At 34.1% G+C, this 14,193-nt stretch carries 14 protein-coding genes, 1 tRNA gene and 2 pseudogenes; 10 read left to right on the top strand and 7 right to left on the bottom strand.

Annotated features, from left to right (window positions below; genetic code table 11):
* Positions 1–279, top strand: a 279-nt coding sequence (locus BMY57_RS03995; protein ID WP_143063779.1) for a transposase, incomplete at its 5' end; no start/stop codon positions are given.
* 59 nt (positions 280–338) lie between these two features.
* Here the strand turns inward: BMY57_RS03995 and BMY57_RS03990 are convergent.
* A complete protein-coding gene (locus BMY57_RS03990) occupies positions 339–878 on the bottom strand; it encodes a tyrosine-type recombinase/integrase (protein WP_091772737.1) in 540 nt (179 codons plus the stop codon).
* Positions 879–1,302: 424 nt separating this feature from the next.
* On the opposite strand from BMY57_RS03990, the gene BMY57_RS03985 reads away from it, so the two are divergent.
* Entirely contained in the window at positions 1,303–2,007 is a 705-nt protein-coding gene (locus BMY57_RS03985; RefSeq protein WP_091772736.1) for a dihydropteridine reductase, read from the top strand.
* A gap of 88 nt (positions 2,008–2,095) precedes the next feature.
* Here the strand turns inward: BMY57_RS03985 and BMY57_RS03980 are convergent, their stop codons facing one another.
* Positions 2,096–2,641, bottom strand: a complete 546-nt coding sequence (locus tag BMY57_RS03980; protein WP_091772735.1) for a CBO0543 family protein — start codon at positions 2,639–2,641, stop codon at positions 2,096–2,098.
* 622 nt (positions 2,642–3,263) lie between these two features.
* Complete coding sequence (gene sda / locus BMY57_RS03975) at positions 3,264–3,410, bottom strand: sporulation histidine kinase inhibitor Sda (protein WP_091772734.1); 147 nt, start codon at positions 3,408–3,410, stop codon at positions 3,264–3,266.
* Positions 3,411–3,505: 95 nt separating this feature from the next.
* Between sda and BMY57_RS03970 the strand changes: the two genes are divergently transcribed.
* Positions 3,506–4,369, top strand: a complete 864-nt coding sequence (locus BMY57_RS03970; protein ID WP_091772733.1) for a fructosamine kinase family protein — start codon at positions 3,506–3,508, stop codon at positions 4,367–4,369.
* A 50-nt stretch (positions 4,370–4,419) separates the two neighbouring features.
* Positions 4,420–4,493, top strand: a tRNA-Arg gene (locus tag BMY57_RS03965).
* Positions 4,494–4,703: 210 nt separating this feature from the next.
* Here the strand turns inward: BMY57_RS03965 and BMY57_RS03960 are convergent.
* On the bottom strand, positions 4,704–5,087 hold the full coding sequence (locus BMY57_RS03960) for a hypothetical protein (RefSeq protein WP_091772732.1): 384 nt from the start codon (positions 5,085–5,087) through the stop codon (positions 4,704–4,706).
* A 333-nt stretch (positions 5,088–5,420) separates the two neighbouring features.
* On the opposite strand from BMY57_RS03960, the gene BMY57_RS03955 reads away from it, so the two are divergent.
* Entirely contained in the window at positions 5,421–5,771 is a 351-nt protein-coding gene (locus BMY57_RS03955; protein ID WP_091772731.1) for a DUF2200 domain-containing protein, read from the top strand.
* A 145-nt stretch (positions 5,772–5,916) separates the two neighbouring features.
* Here the strand turns inward: BMY57_RS03955 and BMY57_RS03950 are convergent.
* Positions 5,917–6,536 (bottom strand): annotated as a pseudogene (locus BMY57_RS03950) (flavin reductase).
* 90 nt (positions 6,537–6,626) lie between these two features.
* Here BMY57_RS03950 and BMY57_RS03945 point away from each other — a divergent pair.
* Positions 6,627–7,313, top strand: coding sequence for an ArsR family transcriptional regulator (locus BMY57_RS03945; RefSeq protein WP_091772730.1), 687 nt, complete (start codon positions 6,627–6,629; stop codon positions 7,311–7,313).
* Between the two features lie 390 nt (positions 7,314–7,703).
* Here the strand turns inward: BMY57_RS03945 and BMY57_RS03940 are convergent, their stop codons facing one another.
* Positions 7,704–8,177, bottom strand: a complete 474-nt coding sequence (locus tag BMY57_RS03940; protein WP_091772729.1) for a DUF1189 family protein — start codon at positions 8,175–8,177, stop codon at positions 7,704–7,706.
* A 21-nt stretch (positions 8,178–8,198) separates the two neighbouring features.
* Positions 8,199–8,444: a YuzB family protein gene (locus BMY57_RS03935; protein ID WP_091772728.1), complete on the bottom strand. Its 246-nt coding sequence runs from the start codon at positions 8,442–8,444 to the stop codon at positions 8,199–8,201.
* 145 nt (positions 8,445–8,589) lie between these two features.
* Between BMY57_RS03935 and BMY57_RS03930 the strand changes: the two are divergent.
* The 4 genes and pseudogenes from BMY57_RS03930 to clpX all read left to right on the top strand — a co-directional run bounded on the left by BMY57_RS03930 (position 8,590) and on the right by clpX (position 14,154).
* Positions 8,590–10,047 (top strand): annotated as a pseudogene (locus BMY57_RS03930) (aldehyde dehydrogenase family protein).
* 180 nt (positions 10,048–10,227) lie between these two features.
* The gene (locus BMY57_RS03925) at positions 10,228–11,214 is read left to right on the top strand and encodes a tetratricopeptide repeat protein (RefSeq protein WP_091772727.1); all 987 of its coding nucleotides are present in this window, start codon (positions 10,228–10,230) and stop codon (positions 11,212–11,214) included.
* 137 nt (positions 11,215–11,351) lie between these two features.
* Positions 11,352–12,638: a trigger factor gene (gene tig, locus BMY57_RS03920; protein WP_091772726.1), complete on the top strand. Its 1,287-nt coding sequence runs from the start codon at positions 11,352–11,354 to the stop codon at positions 12,636–12,638.
* Between the two features lie 238 nt (positions 12,639–12,876).
* A complete protein-coding gene (gene clpX, locus BMY57_RS03915; RefSeq protein ID WP_091772725.1) occupies positions 12,877–14,154 on the top strand; it encodes an ATP-dependent protease ATP-binding subunit ClpX in 1,278 nt (425 codons plus the stop codon).
* Positions 14,155–14,193 lie beyond the last annotated feature (39 nt).

The raw sequence follows: 14,193 nt of genomic DNA, 5'->3' as shown, positions 1-14,193 counted from the left end.
AAACTAAAAGAAATTAAAGAAGGGTTATATCGTTATTACGACCTTGTGAAGGAATCAGGAGTTGTAGAATTTGAAAGGTCGATATCGACCTTTCAAAATTGGCAAAAACAAATCATGAATAGCTTCGCATTTGATTTACATAATGGATATGTTGAAGGGATTAATAATCAAACCAAAGTGATTAAGCGTAATGCCTTTGGATTTAAACGATTTGATCGTTTTAGATTAAAGGTGTTATTGCATCATCAATATAAGAATTTAAAGGTTCGTATCAATTAAATTAGGAGTGAGCGTATGCTCACCCCAACATTTGACTTAGAACCATTTATTTTGCTTTATTAAAGTAAAGAAAATAGGTTTTTGGGGCAGAATTTTTTAATTTGCATTTTTTGGTCAAAAAAGATACTAAAATGCTCTGCAGCTAATTCATCTATTTCAACTATAATATGACCATATAAATTCATGGTTGTTCTGATATTCGTGTGTCTTGCTCGGTCACTAATTGTTTTAATAGGTAAACCCTTATGAATAAGAAAAGTGACTGATAAGTGACGTAAATCGTGGAAGCGTATATTTCCTAAGTTATTTCTCTTTTTAAATCGAATCCACCATTGACTTATACTATCTGGACGAATAGGTTTTCCTATCTCATTGGAAAAAAGAAATACCTTATTTGGATCATACCATTGGTTCTGCAAATTAAATTTATGCCTTCTTTTTTCCTTAATATGTTCCTTTAGCATATTTGCTAAATCTTCAGGAATTGCAACATATCCTGAAACATTATTCTTAACACTTTTGATGACTAATCCCTTTCCGGGTTCTTCAGCTATGGCTTGTTCAAAATGAACAGCAAACTTTCCTTCTTTTTCAATCAAATGTTTTGTTGCATAATTGCAACTCTACTTGAACTGGAGGGGTGGGCTAAGCCAAGTGTATGACCTATTTCATGTGATCTAAGCGCAGTTGGTCTACCATTATTTATTGAATTTTCTATTGTTCTAGAATTCACAACAGCAGTAGCCCAAGTAAGAGTTGTGTCTGAAGATCGATCCCATGAAGGGTTGGTGTAAGCCCTTCCACATGCATCCATTGCTCTAGAATCGACAACTATATATTATGAGTAGTTACTATTTCATCAATCACAAGCGGCTGACAACTAGTGATTACAACTAATGAAACTTTAATAGTAAATGTCTTTCACATAAATGATGTGAAATAATCAATCTAATTAATTGAGAATTATTATCATCTATTGTATAGTAGAGTAACAATAGTATAATGAAGTAAGGAGAATATATCATGCAAATATACTGGACTAAAATAAATAAGATCATAGAAGAAACACCTGAGGTCAAAACGTACCTGCTCGACTGTCCGGAAGGCTATACATGGGAAGAAGGTTCCCACATACATTTAGCACTGGAAGGTTTTAATGCTGGAGATAAGCCAAATCGTAGCCTGATTCGTCACATGTCAATCTCCACATTACCGCATGAAAATTCAATCGGTATCACGACACGTATTAGAGAGCAGTGTTCTGAGTTTAAATCGATTTTAAGAAATATGGAGATTGGCCAGGAAGTGGCAGTGTTTAAGACCCATTCAAATGTCCCGCTTAAAAGAGAAGATAAAAATGTTTACTTGCTATCATCTGGTGTAGGTCTAGCAACATTCAGACCGCTTGTACTTGATTATTTTGAACGTGCTGACAATGTCAATCACATTCATTCCCTGAACATTGACTCATCAAGAGATTTCTTGTTCACCAATATTTTTGAATCCGTACCTGATAAGGAATTCACGTCACAGTTTGTTGATAACCGTAAAGACTACTATGAAGAAGTGAAAAATCTTGCTGATGACAAGGATGGTCTCTTCTATGTTGTCGGCAGTGATGAATTCCTTGTTCAGAACATAGAAGTACTTCGTGAGCAGGGTATCAAGCCGGAACAAATTATGCTCGATAAGCATGAACAATCACGACCGGAGTTTTTAAATTTTTAAAAAGAAGATTATCTTTGTGGAAGTCCCCAAGCCTAATTCCTCCGTATAAATAAGGAGGAATTAGGCTTTTTTAGTTATCCATATTCAATTAAGGTGATTTAACGTTTGATATTTTACTACCATGATAAGCGATTATGACAATCAAATACATTAAGATAAAGGAATAAAAGGCATTCCACTTAATTAAGACATAAATATTAATAATGTTTAAAAAGGGGATGGCTAAAAATGCGACTATAGCGGATAGTACTAATCCTTTTAAGTATATATTTACACCTTTAAATAATTGGATCGTGAACATAACGATTATAGGAATTACGACAAAATCCCAAGGGACATAATTCGGAAGCATTGGAAATACATCATACCGATAATCAAACCAACCCAAGAACTGACCCATGTTATCAAAAATTGCAGATATAATTGCGGCTATAAACCCAGCTAATAACAAACTTACTCTTGACTGTCTTTCATGATAAATTAGCCATAGGGTTATAGCTACTACGGTTATGATAACCCCAAACCACCAATGCCAATCAAATAAAACATTCTCCATCCAAAGATTTAATTTTTGGTGATTTATTTCAAGTTTTTGCTCATTCATTTGATCAGATAGCTTAATGTAGTTACTCATTAAATTTATTCACCTCTTAAAGGGATGAATTATTGAAACGATTGTCTTATTCAAGAGGAATGTAGACTTATTTTGGACAAAAGAGGTTAGTTCATACTTTGGGGGTAAGTGAAATAATATCACTGTTAAAAATCGGTTCACCTAACGGAAGATGAATCGAATTTATAGACGAAATATTTATGTTCACAAGTTTCCCCATGAGCTCACTACGAAACAGAGAATATGATTCGGGAGTTCACTAAAAGCTTTGGGTGGGATAATTCTTATTTTTTAATAGGTTAGATCCCCTTTCCTAACTTGATGGAACGCCATTATATTTAATTGTTACTTTGATTTTGAGAGCTTTGAGCATTTAGAGTTGACATAATGACATTACTAAGCACTGTAGCCAATAGATTAAGGATTGCAAAAACTAGTAGGACTATAAAGAAAGTATCACGCATTGTAAATCCCTCCATTATATTGATAATTTCTAAAGTAAAACACGGTCGTGTTATGTAAATGGATGTTATATGTATATCTTTCTCTAAATTGGTTAAATCATTCATCATAAATTTTTATCAGTTCAATAAAAAAGCCTTATCCTAGAAATTAGGAGTAAGGCTTTCGATGCATATACGGTTTAACTGATCATTGATCTCACCGTGCTAGGATTTATATTTCGAATGATTAATTCCTGTTCTAATAGTTCAATGAAAGGCAGGTCTAGTTGAAGTTTAATGGATTTAATATATGCATCGATTAATTGATCGTTATTTAAATAATGCATACATGTCACCTCTTTATTTCCAAGACCTTATTACTATAAAGATACCCTTTTTGCTAAAATATAAACTAATATCTTATGAATAAGGAGGTCGTTTGATGAAAGAAACAATTCAGGAAGCATTAAATGAAGCGGAAGATAAGACGAATATTAAAACGATTAAACCGGTAAGTGGTGGTTCGATTAATGAGAGTTTTTATGTTGAAACAGATCGTCACAGGTACTTTATAAAGTATCATCCCAATGCACCTGATCATTTCTTTTATCTAGAAAAAGAAGGGTTAGAAAAAATTAGAGAAACGAATTCCATTAGAGTTCCAGAAGTTTATGCTTTTTCGAATGAGAAACAAAAGGCTTACCTCGTACTTGAATGGATAGAAGGGGAAACGAAACCTCATACTTCCTCCCAATTAGGAAGAGATATAGCTAGAATGCACCATTCTCAAGCGGCAAAGCATGGGCTTGATCATTCTACGTTTATTGGGACATTACTACAACCAAATCAATTATATAATGAATGGGTGGACTACTATAAAGAGTGCCGATTAATTAATCAACTCAATAAAGGAAAAGAAAATGGACATATTTCAGGTAACAGACAACAAAAACTGGAAACATTAATTGAACAACTTGATCAATATATACCTAAAGGGATTGAGCCAACTTATTTACATGGAGATTTGTGGGGTGGTAATTGGTTAGCGGGTTCAGATGGATCTCCTTACGTAATTGATCCGTCGTTCTTATATGGTGATCGTCATTTTGATCTTGCTTTTACAGAGTTATTTGGCGGTTTTTCTGAGGAATTTTACCGAGCATATCAAGTTGAAAATCCTATAGAACCATACTATAAAGATGTTAAAGACTTATACCAGCTATATTATTTACTCGTTCATTTAAATATTTTCGGAGAAGTTTATGGTGGTTCAGTCGACCGAATTCTATATAAATATATAGGATGAAGATTGGGGTTGAAAAATCTAGAAATAATTGGTTTAATAAATAAGTGTCTGTCCCAGTAGCTCAGCAGGATAGAGCAACAGCCTCCTAAGCTGTGGGTCGCAGGTTCGAATCCTGTCTGGGACGTTTTAAAAATAAGTGGCTTAATCCTTGTCACATTGGGGATTGAGCCATTTTATATTTTGTTTGTAAATGAGTAGATTTTCTTTTCTAGTATTCAAAAGATACCAATAGGATACCCAAGTAATCCCAATTCTTCTGATCTACTAGATGCTGATCAAAAGTAAAAAGTCCCCTCCTAACTCTAGAATTGAGCCAAAAGGGAAAAAGGTTGTATTAATGTTCATATCCTTTTATTCTTAACTTGATAGTTACATTATAAAAGAGAATAAAACCTAATATTCCAATGATAAAACCAAACAATACGGATGGTGAGCCAATGATAAAACCAAATAAAAATCCGATTAATCCCCAAATACAGGACAAGACAATACTTAAATATTGCGAAAAATTGGATTTATTAACAAACAAAATAATTGCAAAAATCATTATGAATGGGACTATTGCTACATCAAATCTGTAAGTAAAGAAAGGTAAGAAATATACTGCAGTCCATGTTAATAATCCAGCTATTAATGCAGATTCAAATAAAACAAATTTAAATGCACCACGTCGATATTTGTATTCCTCGATGCCTCTAGCAACAGTTTTCTGATTCATTGTTATACCTCCGATATTTTATGTTTTTAAATAATATCGGCTAGTTATTTTAAATTATTAAATTATTTTCCTATTGGTTTAAATATTGTAATTTAACAATAACTCTTCTTGAGGAGAGTTAACTTAAAATATATACTCTTGTTCAGCGCATTTCTTAGTAGCATAAAAAACTTCTACGTTTGGGGGCTGAATATAGGAAGCTAGGTATAAGTATGAACTAAATTTATACAATTGTTCAATATCTTTTAACAAAGAACACTAATTATGTCTAAAATTTACTAAAGAGTTGGAAAATATGTCTTTTCTAAAACCGTATATAAAGGAGGGTAAATGATGGCCAAACATAAAATTTTTACGATGAGTTTCGCGAGTGTCTATCCCCATTATGTTACGAAAGCGGAGAAAAAGGGGAGAACGAAAGCAGAAGTCGATGAAATTATTCGATGGTTGACCGGGTATAGTCAAGAAGAGTTAGAAGCGCAGTTGGAAAAACAGACTGACTTTGAGACCTTCTTTACGGAAGCCCCGCAACTCAATCCTTCAAGAGCTTTGATCAAAGGTGTTATTTGCGGTGTTCGAGTCGAAGACATTGAAGAACCAACTATGCAGGAGATTCGCTATTTGGATAAGCTCATTGATGAGTTAGCAAAGGGAAAAGCCATGGAGAAGATTTTACGGAAATAAAAGAGATGACATCTAAGAATAGAGTGTTTACGTGTATAAACATAAAGCCCCTTAAGGTAATGCACTCCAAAAGCTAGAGTAAAAAACCTAACTTTTGGGGACCACCACCTAATTGAGGGCTTTATTTTTATTAACTCTTATGGTTTTATGTTTCAGCTCTGAAGGTTTTTCCTAATTCATGATCTAGACCAAAATAATGACGAAAATTATAAATAAGCGGACTCCACTTTTTGGGATCAATATGGTCATTGTCTATAATTAATTCTTCATGAGCGTGTACATTTAAGGATTGCGTTTCTACAATCGCATATTTAGGATCATATTCTGGGATACGAATATTCATTACTTTTGCTTCAATCTGTAGTGGACATTCTGATATTCTCGTAGGTTTCACTGAAATGGAAGGCTCAGGTGATAGATGACCTACATCGTATTTATCCTTTTCATATTTAAATCCTATTTCTGCTTTGGGAGCTGGAACAGGATTTTTGCCTGTATAGGGTGCTAATCTTTCAACATTTCCCAAAGAGACGGGTTTGGGAGGTTAATGACACACTCAGGATGTCTTTGAAGATTTTCAATTGCTTTTCCTCCTGCGCCTAGACCTAATACAATATAATCTCCGAGTCCCCATGAAGAAGAGATTGGACTAATATTGACTGTCTCATCTTCATTTAACGTGGTGAGTAACACGACAGGTGTACCATAATAAAGAATTTTTGGTTTGACTATTTTTGATTTTGGGATTTCGTTTAGTTTCTTCAATTATATTCCTCCTTAAATCATTTTTTGTATTGTATCACATAAATATTTCCACTATTATCGAAGTATGGATGTTTTTTAAGGAGGGCTCATATGGATGTCAATCCAAATATAGCTATAGTTGCCAATATAATAAGTGATCAAACAAGAGCTAAGATGATTTTTGCGATGTTGGATGGTAGGTTCCACCCTGCAACTGAACTGGCTTATATGGCTGGAATAAAACCGCAAACAGCAAGTTTTCACCTCAAAAAAATGATGGATGCACATTTAATAAAAGTAGAGAAGCAAGGAAGACATAGATATTACGGCATTAAAGATTCTAGTGTTGCTGGAATATTAGAATCATTCTTGCCTGTTGCTCCGCAAGTCGAGGTGCGATCCTTAAAAAAGTCACCTAAAGACAAAGCTTTACGTTCTGCACGAACCTGTTATGATCATTTAGCAGGGAATTTAGGGGTGAAAATATTAACTAGTTTAGTGAATAATGGATTTCTTGTTGAAGAGGATAACAAGTATAGTGTTACAGATCGGGGAAGAGAATTTCTTGATACAATACATATAGATATTTCTGAATTGAGGAATAAGCGGCGTTCATTTTCTCACAAATGTTTAGACTGGAGTGAAAGACGACACCATATTGGAGGAGCATTAGGTAATGCCATTTTTGAGAGGTTATTAGAGTTCGGATGGATTAAACGTTTGCCTAAAACGCGAGCTATAAGTGTTACAACTCTTGGAGAAAAAAAGATACCAGAAGTATTTAAAATAGAGTTATGAGTATAGGAGGGCTGGGAGAGAAGAAAGAAGCCGAACCTTAGGTTTAATTGCAACCTAAAGTTCGACTTCTATTATATAAAAGTTATTTTGCCTCAGCCAATAAGTTTTAAAGCTAACTTCGTATCCTAAGATATTTTTATAATTCTTTAAAGGGTTGATCAAACGCTATCTGTGTTTATTTATATTTATTTCCTTATAACTCGCCCATATAGGATACGAAGAGTTAGCTATTACTATTTGTAAACGTGATTTGTTTTAAAGTCAAGATATTTGAGAGAATTTTAATAAATATAAGTCATTTTTTAGGTTATTAAATCACCAATATCAATTATATGAGTATTTTTTACAATTATGAAAAAGGGACTGTCCAAAATTATTCGGACAGTCCTTTTAATTTCTTTTAGGATAAATGGTGATCATTTTAGTAATTAATAATAAATATAATAGAAGCGGAATTATCATTAAGAAGTTATTTAAATCAATTATTTTAATCAACAAGTATAATAAAATGGGCCAAGTTAAGGCATAAGCCGTCATTTTCCATAATTGATGAAAAGCTAATTTTCTCTTTATAATGTTTCTTATAAAATACGCAATACCAGCTAATAGTGTAACGATCAGTGTTGTTATAAAGATCATTAGTGCTGGGTATAAAAAGACCACTTGGATGATGACGACATCAGGTATACTTCCTTTAGCGTCTTTAACATTATTTATAAAACGTATAATATCTGGTAGAAACAATATAAGAAAAAGAATATTTATATAGACGAGTGTGTCTCGCATATTCATTCGATTTAGTTTAAATAAAGCGTCTTTCTTTGGTAATAATAAGCTGTTTTGTAGAATGGTAGATAACTTCACGTATGGTTCCTCCGCTCAATTTTAGAAAAATACAGCTAGTTCTTCTTCGATGGCTTTTTTGATTTTAGCTACAGCGCCTTCAGTATTTTTGCCAAAAATTCTTTTTCCGTTGACTAACGCATAAGGTCGAACGGCGCATAGACCACAGAAGGAAAGACAGCTATTTTCAATGACTGCCACCTCTGGGTATTCTTTCTCTAAAATTTCCTCTAAATTGATTTGACTAATCAAGTTTCCATCACAGATCTCCACAACCACTAATCCCATAGCTGCTTCCCTCCTTTTAAAAATGACTCTTTTTCAAAATTATAATTATAAACCCTTCATCTTTATTATGCAACTCTGATAACTGAATAATCGTAAATAATTTAAGTTAGAATAGGCTTATGGATATATTGAAGGAGAGTGTAAAATGGATTTCACATCACTAAATAAAAGTTTTATAAATGGAAAATGGATCGAGGGTAAAAGCCAACGTACATTTGATAATCAGAATCCATATGATGGGTCTATTATTCAAACCATTAGACTTGCGACCTTAGAACAACTGGAGGAATCCTTTTTAATCGCTAAAGAAGCGCAAAAGCATTGGGCAAAAATTACAGCTGAAGATAAGAAGGATGTTCTTAAAAAGGTAATTGAGTTTTTAGAATCAAATCGAAATTCGATTGTTGATATTATTTCTCGTGAAACGGGTGGCAGTGTGGTGAAGGCGAATGTGGAAGTTGACTTGACTGTTGGCTTAGTGAAAGAAGCTTTAAATATGCCAGATGAGTTAAATAAAGTGAAAGAAGTACCAGCAGGGATAGAAAATAGAGTTAATCGTGTTCATTAATTACCGCTTGGGGTCATAACTTCGATTTCGCCATTTAATTTTCCTATGAATTTATCGATGAGAACCATCGCACCTGCGATAGCATTAGGGAATAGTGTTGTCCATAAACCCGATTCACAAACGGCTTTAGCTGGAGGTACGATTATTGCTAAAGCGTTCGAGTATGCAGGTTTACCAAAAGGTGTTTTTAATTGTATTTTAACTGATTTAGAGGAGATTGGGGATGCAATGTTAGAGAGTCCGCATTCACAATTAATTAGTTTCACAGGGTCAACGCCGGTTGGAAAACATATTGGGAAAATTGCAGGAAGCATGTTGAAGCGGGTAGCCTTGGAATTAGGAGGAAATAACCCTTTTATATTATTAAAAGATGGTAATGTAGATCAAGCAGTTGATGCGGCCATTTTTGGTAAGTTTATACACCAAGGTCAAATCTGTATGTCGATTAATCGATTTATTATTCATCAGAATCATTATGATAAATTTGTTGAAAAGTTTGTTGAACGCGTTAAGGAGATTCCTTGTGGGGATCCTACTGACCCAAAAACAATAGTTGGTCCATTAATCAATGAGGAACAAGCAGACAAGGCGATGAAAATAATTGATGATGCTAAAGAAGCAGGAGTAAAAATAGCACTAGAAGGTAAACGTGAAGGTAATCTGATCACACCATTTGTTTTTATAGATGTTGAAAACGATAGTGAATTAGCACAAACGGAATTGTTCTCACCTATTGCAACAATCATTAAGGCTGACTCCGAAGAACATGCTATTGAATTGGCAAATGATACACCGTTTGGTTTAAGTTCAGCTATTTTCACTGAAGATTTAACTGAAGGCGAGTAAATAGCTCTTAGTATTGAAAGTGGAATGACGCATATTAACGACCAAACCGTTAACGATTACCCAACTGTTCCATTTGGTGGAGCAAAAGAAAGTGGAATGGGGCGTTTTGGAAATCCGTGGATTGTCGAGGAATTTACAATGACAAAATGGGTGTCCATTCAAAAAGAGTACCGAAAGTATCCATTTTAAAAGGTTGGTAAATTCCAACCTTTTAAAAGTGTAAAATTCAATGTTTATCATGTATGATTAATATAAGAAATATAATAGGATTTTACAAAGAAAGGGAAGTTGAATTTTCCATGTTTTTTATGTAACGATTATGGGTAAGTTAAAGTAACAGGAAATATTATAAGACGGGATGGTTGAGCGATGGATTATGAACATCAAGATGTCGTCATGTTCCCGGGATGGAGAAAGCAGCTGGAAGAAAAGACCTTTGAAGCTGTTAAACATAAGAATTACAAAGAAGCTTTATTACATATTGAGCAATTAGAATCATTTCATGAAGCTTCTCACGATATCTTAACTGCCAAAGTCATCTGTTTAATTGAAATAAATCAGTATGAACAGGCGATTAGTTTGTGTAGAAAGCTTATGAAAGAAGACGATGAGCATTATTATAAGTACTTACATATTTATTTGACGATTTTATTTCAAAATAGTCAGTATGCTGAAGTGGTCGATTTATTAGAAGAGTTTAAAGAGAACGAATCCATCCCAGTGGAATATGAAGAATCATTTAAACAGTTATATGATATGAGTCAACAATTTCAAGAACAGACTCCAGAACGTGACTCGGCAGAGCATATGGATCATTTTCTAGAATCATTAGAAAATGGTAACTTTCAAGAACAATGGAAACTGCTCTCATATCATCGAAAACATTCGATTGGATCTTACTTAGATCAAATCGTTCCTTATTTAAGCGACACACAACTAAACCCTGTGGTTAAAACAGGTATTTTACAGTGGTGTATGGATGAACAAATTGATCTAAAACTCGAAATAGAGAAATTCGGGGAGACGGATTGGTTCCAACCGAATCGCTTAAAGGATATTTTAGAAATGGATTTCGCTAAGGAGTGTCTAGCGAAGTTAGATGAAATTGAACAAGATGATCCGACACTCTATCAATTTACGAAACAAATATTGTATCGATACTTGTACATCATGTATCCATTTACTCCGAAGGATACAACTGCATCAAGAATAGCTGATGCTGTTCTTAATTTAGCGAAACGTTACTTAAGCCTTCATGATTCCGAGGAATCTACATACATATCTAAAGAAACGAGAAAATGGATGGATCAAATTGAACATTTAGAAAAAATCTATTTCTCTCAAATAGATGATTGACAATTTCCTAGGATTAGAATATTGAACGGAAGTATTTCTATGTTATAATATAGTGGTTGCTTTATGCATGAATAGTGATGTTATATGTTCGCTATCTAAAAAATATTGGAATAAATAGTTTTTTGGAGGGAAGTTTTATGTCAGCAAAATGGGAAAAGAAAGAAGGCAATGAAGGTGTCTTAACGTTTGAAGTAGACACTGACGATTTTAATCAAGCCTTAGATCAAGCGTTTAAAAAAGTTGTAAAAGATGTGCAAATACCTGGTTTCCGTAAAGGTAAAGTACCTCGTAACATTTTTGAAAAACGTTTTGGTATAGAAGCTTTATATCAAGAAGCCATTGATATCGTATTACCAGAGGCTTATTCAAAAGCAATTGAAGAAGCAGGAATTACACCGGTTGATCGTCCAGATGTGGACATTGAGCAACTTGAAAAAGATAAACCCGTTATCTTTACAGCTAATGTAACTGTAAAGCCTGAAGTAACATTAGGTGACTATAAAGGGTTAGAAGTTGAAGAAAAAGATACAACGGTTACAGAAGAAGAAGTGGAAGAAGAACTTAAGTCACTTCAAGAAAAGCAAGCTGAGCTTGTTGTTAAAGAGGAAGGCCAAGTTGAAAATGGCGATACAGTAGTTATGGACTTTGAAGGTTTCATTGATGGTGAAGCGTTTGAAGGCGGAGCTGCTGAAAATCATTCATTAGAGATTGGTTCTGGCCAGTTCATTCCTGGTTTCGAAGAACAATTAGTAGGTAAAGAAGCGGGAGAAGACGTTGATGTGGTTGTCACCTTCCCTGAAGATTACCAAGCTGAAGAACTAGCAGGTAAGGAAGCAACTTTCAAAGTTAAAATCCACGACATTAAAACGAAAGAATTACCTGAGTTAGATGATGAGTTCGCTAAAGACGTTGATGAAGAAGTTGAGTCTCTAGACGAACTTAAAACAAAAACTCGCGAACGTTTAGAAGAAGAAAAGAAAAACGATGCTGACGTTGAAAAGCGTGAAGCACTTGTTAACCAAGCGGCAGAAAATGCTGAAATGGAAGTTCCACAAGCAATGGTTGATACGGAACTTGATCGTATGATGCAAGAATTTGAACAACGTCTACAAATGCAAGGTCTTTCATTAGACATGTACGCTCAATTCACTGGTCAAGATGAAAATGCTCTTAAAGAGCAAATGAAAGAAGATGCGGAGAAACGAGTACGTACTAACTTAACGTTAGAAGCCATTTCTAAAGCTGAAAACTTAGAAGTAACGGAAGAAGACGTTGAAAAAGAATTAGAGCAAATGGCATCTATGTACAACACAGATATTGATAACTTAAAACAAATGCTTGGTGGTAACACTGACATGCTTAAAGATGACCTTAAAATGAAAAAGGCAATCGACTTCCTTGTTGAAGAAAGTAAAACTGTATAATGATTATAAACAAGGCGCGTTTAATTACGTGCCTTGTTTTACAATAATTAAAGAAATACATAAGACAAAAGATGTGTAACTTTTAAAGTTTTTCGCATAAAATGATTGTAAGTTTTTCTTTTGACTAATTTAATTTTCAAGTACATAATGAGAATTACGGGATTGATTTATACAAACAATAATATGACATCTTGTTGAAAATACAGATAAAAATATTGACTTTTTATGGGGTGAAACAATGTTTAAATTTAACGAAGAAAAAGGGCAGCTAAAGTGCTCTTTCTGTGGAAAAACACAAGATCAAGTTCGTAAGCTAGTCGCAGGACCTGGCGTTTATATATGTGATGAATGTATCGACCTTTGTACAGAGATTGTAGAGGAGGAATTAGGTTCAACGGAAACAGAAGAATTTAAAGATGTTCCGAAACCTAAGGAAATCTGTGAAATCCTAGACGATTACGTGATTGGGCAAGAAAAAGCTAAAAAATCACTTTCTGTTGCTGTTTACAACCATTACAAACGTATAAATGCAGGCAATGTGAAAAACGATGATGTTGAAGTATCTAAAAGTAATATTTTATTACTTGGACCAACAGGAAGCGGTAAAACATTATTAGCTCAAACGTTGGCTAGAATTTTAAATGTACCGTTTGCAATTGCAGATGCGACGTCATTAACAGAAGCTGGTTATGTTGGTGAAGATGTCGAGAACATTTTATTAAAATTGATTCAAGCTGCTGATTATGACGTTGAGAAGGCAGAAAAAGGTATTATTTATATCGATGAAATTGATAAAGTTGCACGTAAATCAGAAAACCCATCTATTACGAGAGATGTCTCTGGTGAAGGTGTACAGCAAGCCTTACTTAAAATTCTTGAGGGAACTCAAGCAAGTGTACCGCCTCAAGGTGGACGTAAGCATCCGCATCAAGAATTTATTCAAATTGATACAACTAACATCCTTTTCGTTGTTGGTGGAGCCTTTGATGGAATCGATCAAATAGTTAAACGTCGTTTAGGCGAGAAAGTCATTGGTTTTGGTGCTGAAGCTAAAAATGCTAATGTAAATGAACAGGACTTACTTACAAAAGTATTACCTGAAGATTTACTTCGTTACGGGTTAATTCCAGAATTTATTGGTCGTCTACCAGTAATCGGAAGTCTAGAACAATTAGATGAAGATGCATTAGTCGAAATTTTAACGAAACCGAAAAATGCACTTGTTAAGCAGTATCAGAAATTATTTGAGATTGATGATGTTGAATTAGAATTTGAAGAAGAAGCATTGCGTGAGATCTCAAATAAAGCTATTGAACGTAAGACGGGCGCTCGTGGGTTACGTTCCATCATTGAAGGAATCATGTTAGACGTTATGTTTGATTTACCTTCACGTGATGATATTGAGAAGTGTATCATTACGAAAGATACGGTTAAGTTAGATGATGGTAAGCCGAAATTAGTAATGAAAGACGGTTCTGTTATCGATCAAAATGAAGAACCAAAAGAGAGTGCATAAAACGAATTGAATGAACTAATAAATAAACTCGCCTACACA

This window comes from Piscibacillus halophilus (assembly GCF_900110685.1).
In the GTDB taxonomy this organism is placed as follows: Bacteria; Bacillota; Bacilli; order Bacillales; family Alkalibacillaceae; genus Piscibacillus; species Piscibacillus halophilus.
This window is presented reverse-complemented; position numbering and strand designations above follow the sequence as displayed.

Coding starts and splice junctions, on each gene's coding strand:
- BMY57_RS03985 (WP_091772736.1), top strand. CDS start 1,303: ATGCAAATATACTGGACTAAAATAAATAAGATCATAGAAGAAACACCT.
- BMY57_RS03980 (WP_091772735.1), bottom strand. CDS start 2,641: ATGAGTAACTACATTAAGCTATCTGATCAAATGAATGAGCAAAAACTT.
- sda (WP_091772734.1), bottom strand. CDS start 3,410: ATGCATTATTTAAATAACGATCAATTAATCGATGCATATATTAAATCC.
- BMY57_RS03970 (WP_091772733.1), top strand. CDS start 3,506: ATGAAAGAAACAATTCAGGAAGCATTAAATGAAGCGGAAGATAAGACG.
- BMY57_RS03960 (WP_091772732.1), bottom strand. CDS start 5,087: ATGAATCAGAAAACTGTTGCTAGAGGCATCGAGGAATACAAATATCGA.
- BMY57_RS03955 (WP_091772731.1), top strand. CDS start 5,421: ATGGCCAAACATAAAATTTTTACGATGAGTTTCGCGAGTGTCTATCCC.
- BMY57_RS03945 (WP_091772730.1), top strand. CDS start 6,627: ATGGATGTCAATCCAAATATAGCTATAGTTGCCAATATAATAAGTGAT.
- BMY57_RS03935 (WP_091772728.1), bottom strand. CDS start 8,444: ATGGGATTAGTGGTTGTGGAGATCTGTGATGGAAACTTGATTAGTCAA.
- BMY57_RS03925 (WP_091772727.1), top strand. CDS start 10,228: ATGGATTATGAACATCAAGATGTCGTCATGTTCCCGGGATGGAGAAAG.
- tig (WP_091772726.1), top strand. CDS start 11,352: ATGTCAGCAAAATGGGAAAAGAAAGAAGGCAATGAAGGTGTCTTAACG.
- clpX (WP_091772725.1), top strand. CDS start 12,877: ATGTTTAAATTTAACGAAGAAAAAGGGCAGCTAAAGTGCTCTTTCTGT.